Source organism: Bradyrhizobium sp. MI1.3 (assembly GCF_055811695.1).
This window is the reverse complement of the sequence record NZ_JBVVPQ010000177.1, coordinates 1-3,014: the sequence shown is the minus strand read 5'-3', so window position 1 is coordinate 3,014 and position 3,014 is coordinate 1. Positions and strand designations below refer to the sequence as shown.

Genomic DNA, 3,014 nt, shown 5'->3' with positions numbered 1-3,014 from the left:
CAGGCTCTCCGCCAGCAGCAGCTCCAACTTGTCGCCGAGCCGCTTGCGCCAATGGCTCAGGTCCGAGCGCTCGTGCGGGAAGGCATGCTGAAAGAACTCTTGCCCGGTGAAGAACTTGAAGTAAGGGTCGTGGACCCAGCGCTCGCACACCCCTCATCGGACAGCCCGTAGATATGCTTGAGCAACAGCAGCCCGATCATGAACCGGGTCTCGATCCCGGGCCGGCCATTCTCGCTGTAGAGCGGCGCGACCTCGCCGTCGATCCAGTCCCAATCGATCTTGCCGGCGAGCTGAACCAGCTCGTGCTTCATGTTGATGATCTGGTCCAGCCGCGCCCGGAACAGATCGTTCGATCCCGTCGTCCTGTGCTTCTTCGGTCGCATCGGCCCCTCCGATGCACCACAGAATCATGGTCCGCAGCGAAAGGGAATCCACAAACGACAATTGCAAGATTTGGGGGCCTCAAGCCCCCAATCCCTGCAATCTCAAATGCCGCCGCAACCGGAAAACTGACTCCTGCTCAATCGCTTAGAGCCTTGTTCACGGACGACCAATTAAAGGGCCGAATGACAGTCAAAATCAGTTTGATTACGGGCGTGCAGCTCGCGGCACCACTTCCGGCGGAAATCGGGGCTGGTCCGGAGGCTCACCGCCGCTGCAGCCGACAGAAACCATTGCGGTCGACGTGTGGACGAAGCCCTCCAAACAAATCGTAGCGGTGGCTGCTAGAATGCTGGCGGCTTGCTTGCTGCAGCGTCTGCTTTGGGCTCGTCCGGAAGGCCGCGCACGAAGCTGATAGCTCGCTCCTGAAGTTCGGCCTCCAGCTTTGTGGCCTTGATACGGTCAACGATGAGATCACGATTGAATGGCCGCGCCTTGTGGTAGCCGTCCACGAACTCCTTGTCCTTTTCCGACAGGCGAGCGAGCTTGGATACGATAATGTCTTCGGGACATGGCGCCACAGCCAGAACCTTCCTGTCGTCAACGTCCACCGTTTTGGTGATGGCGCGCTTATTCCAATCGCCAGGCAGCCGCGCGGTATTCTCGTCGACACCGTCGATATAGAAGCCGTGATCGCGATGGAATTTTGAGCCCTCGCCGTAGAGAGCATTTATCTCTTCTGAAGCCTCCGGATCGTCTTCAGGATCGAGCTCCTTCTGCTGAATTTCCCATATCTTCGCGTTCTCAGGATAAGCGTCGATTTCGCCAGAGGTGCGTAGGACGACCGGAGCGTCGGGCCACGAAAGTAAGATGCTTTGGCTTCCAATGATGAAGACCTTGTCGGTTTTAAACAGCCGGGCAATCACCCTGACTGTCTCGACAAGGTCTTCAATAGTTCGAACAAACGAGTTTTGCGTCACGCCGCCATCCGCGGAAGTGCCGCGGTTTGATGGATCGCAGATCTCTCTGCAATCCGCTTCGCCGCCTTCCAGATGCGACGGCGCAGAGTGTCATCCTCGAAGTTGATACCTTCCGCCAAAACGAAAGGCGAGGATAGACGCAGACGCGTCATCTCTTCGTCGCGGCTCGTCAAACGGCGGCGTACCGTAGATGGAGGAAAGCCAAGCATGTCCGACCACTCGCGAACGAAAGTGTAGCCTTCGAAACGCTGCGAGTTATGGGCCAAAGAATCCTTCGCCCTTTCGACCAGCGACGGGTCGCGACCGATCTGCCGCGCAATAAGCCGATGCATGATCAGCTTCGCGGTGTCGTTTACGTATTCCCGGTTGATTCGGACGCTCATGGCTCTCGACCAGTGCCTACCTCGCCGGAAAATAGGGCATCTACCCTTAAAAATCCAGCTACTCACCAATCCTCTTGGACGGAGTATGTTCCCTGTCCGTTCAAACAGCAGTTCCCATAGTCCCGCCAGCAGGCCTGCCTGGATAAGGAACCTAATCTCCCACCTGAAGCATCTCCAAGCTAAATCAATGCTTTATATCGACATCCCGCTACGAAGATAATCCTCAATTGGCCCAAAATGGGACTGAGAGGTCCATGCCGGCGATACGAACCGAGATCTTTCAGAAGACCTTTACCGCCTCGCCACAGGCAATCTCCGCACCCATCCTGGCCCTTTGCCGCGAACTCGGCACGGACCGACAGCTTGTCTGGGTCTCGATCTTACCTGAGCCCGGCGCCCTTGTGAGCGAGTGTTTTAGCAACGTTTCCGCAAAGGTTGCGGGTGAAGGAGGGACGTTGCTGTACGGATGGACGATATGCGCTTTAAAATTCGCAACTCGTTTGCTGATGTGCTCTCGCTCGGAGCTGTCCCAGCTCAACGGCCGGGGAGGATCGGGCGGGGAAGCCCGTTGGGGAGCGTTTGCAATCGGCGCTGTCGGCTTTGGAATAGGCGCTAATGTTCCTGCGCGTCGACAATTGCCGCGGATTGTTGAAGCAGCGCCTCTAGTTCCTTCTTCCAGTCCATCTTGTGTGTTTCCCCGAACGGTCATCGGACGAGGCTAACTTGGTGCGGTACGCGCGTCCAGCGCCCCCTTTTGGTAGTTGCGAGGCCGCTGCATGTCGGCAAAATGGTGGCCGATGAGCCTTGTTGCCCGGGTGGTCTGACCGCAACTACTCTACAGTATTGCTTTAATGGGAGACGGACGTGGCGACGGGTATTGTAAAATGGTTCAACGCGACCAAAGGTTTCGGCTTTATTCAGCCCGATGAGGGTGGCCAAGATGTTTTTGTGCACATAAGCGCCGTCGAGCGCGCTGGCCTCTCGGACCTGCGCGAAGGGCAGACAGTCTCTTACGAGGTTAAAGTCGACCCGAAGCGGGGTAAGAGCAGCGCGGAAGATCTGCGTGTCTGATTTGTTGTTGTAGGCGCCTGACCCTCAGCCCCCAGCCCAAGTCTGGCGCTTACCTCGGAACGAGCTATCGCCAATTTTTGGTGACGACCGGGCCGGTCAGGCGGCGGCGGTTGCGGGCTGAAGGTCGGTCGGCTTGGCGATGACCTCGATCCCGTCGTTGAATGTCACACCGAGAAGAAGTTTTGGCAACTGGTTGTGT

3 protein-coding genes and 1 pseudogene are annotated in these 3,014 nt (G+C 57.3%); 1 reads left to right on the top strand and 3 read right to left on the bottom strand.

What is annotated here, in order from left to right:
* The 3 genes and pseudogenes from AC0L3A_RS40375 to AC0L3A_RS40365 form a co-directional block, all read right to left on the bottom strand.
* A pseudogene (locus AC0L3A_RS40375) lies at window positions 1–383 on the bottom strand (transposase); the annotation flags it as partial.
* A 342-nt stretch (window positions 384–725) separates the two neighbouring features.
* A complete protein-coding gene (locus tag AC0L3A_RS40370) occupies window positions 726–1,361 on the bottom strand; it encodes a DUF6036 family nucleotidyltransferase (protein ID WP_473256544.1) in 636 nt (211 codons plus the stop codon).
* Window positions 1,358–1,744, bottom strand: a complete 387-nt coding sequence (locus AC0L3A_RS40365) for a hypothetical protein (RefSeq protein ID WP_225130090.1) — start codon at window positions 1,742–1,744, stop codon at window positions 1,358–1,360. Before AC0L3A_RS40365 ends, AC0L3A_RS40370 begins: the two co-directional genes overlap by 4 nt.
* Window positions 1,745–2,608: 864 nt before the next feature.
* Here AC0L3A_RS40365 and AC0L3A_RS40360 point away from each other — a divergent pair.
* Window positions 2,609–2,815 (top strand): cold-shock protein, encoded by a 207-nt coding sequence (locus AC0L3A_RS40360; protein WP_473256542.1) that lies wholly within the window; start codon window positions 2,609–2,611, stop codon window positions 2,813–2,815.
* The last annotated feature ends 199 nt before the right edge of the window (window positions 2,816–3,014 follow it).

What these genes read in the sequence shown, in the direction of transcription:
- AC0L3A_RS40365 (WP_225130090.1), bottom strand. Translation starts at nt 1,744, where the DNA reads ATGAGCGTCCGAATCAACCGGGAATACGTAAACGACACCGCGAAGCTG.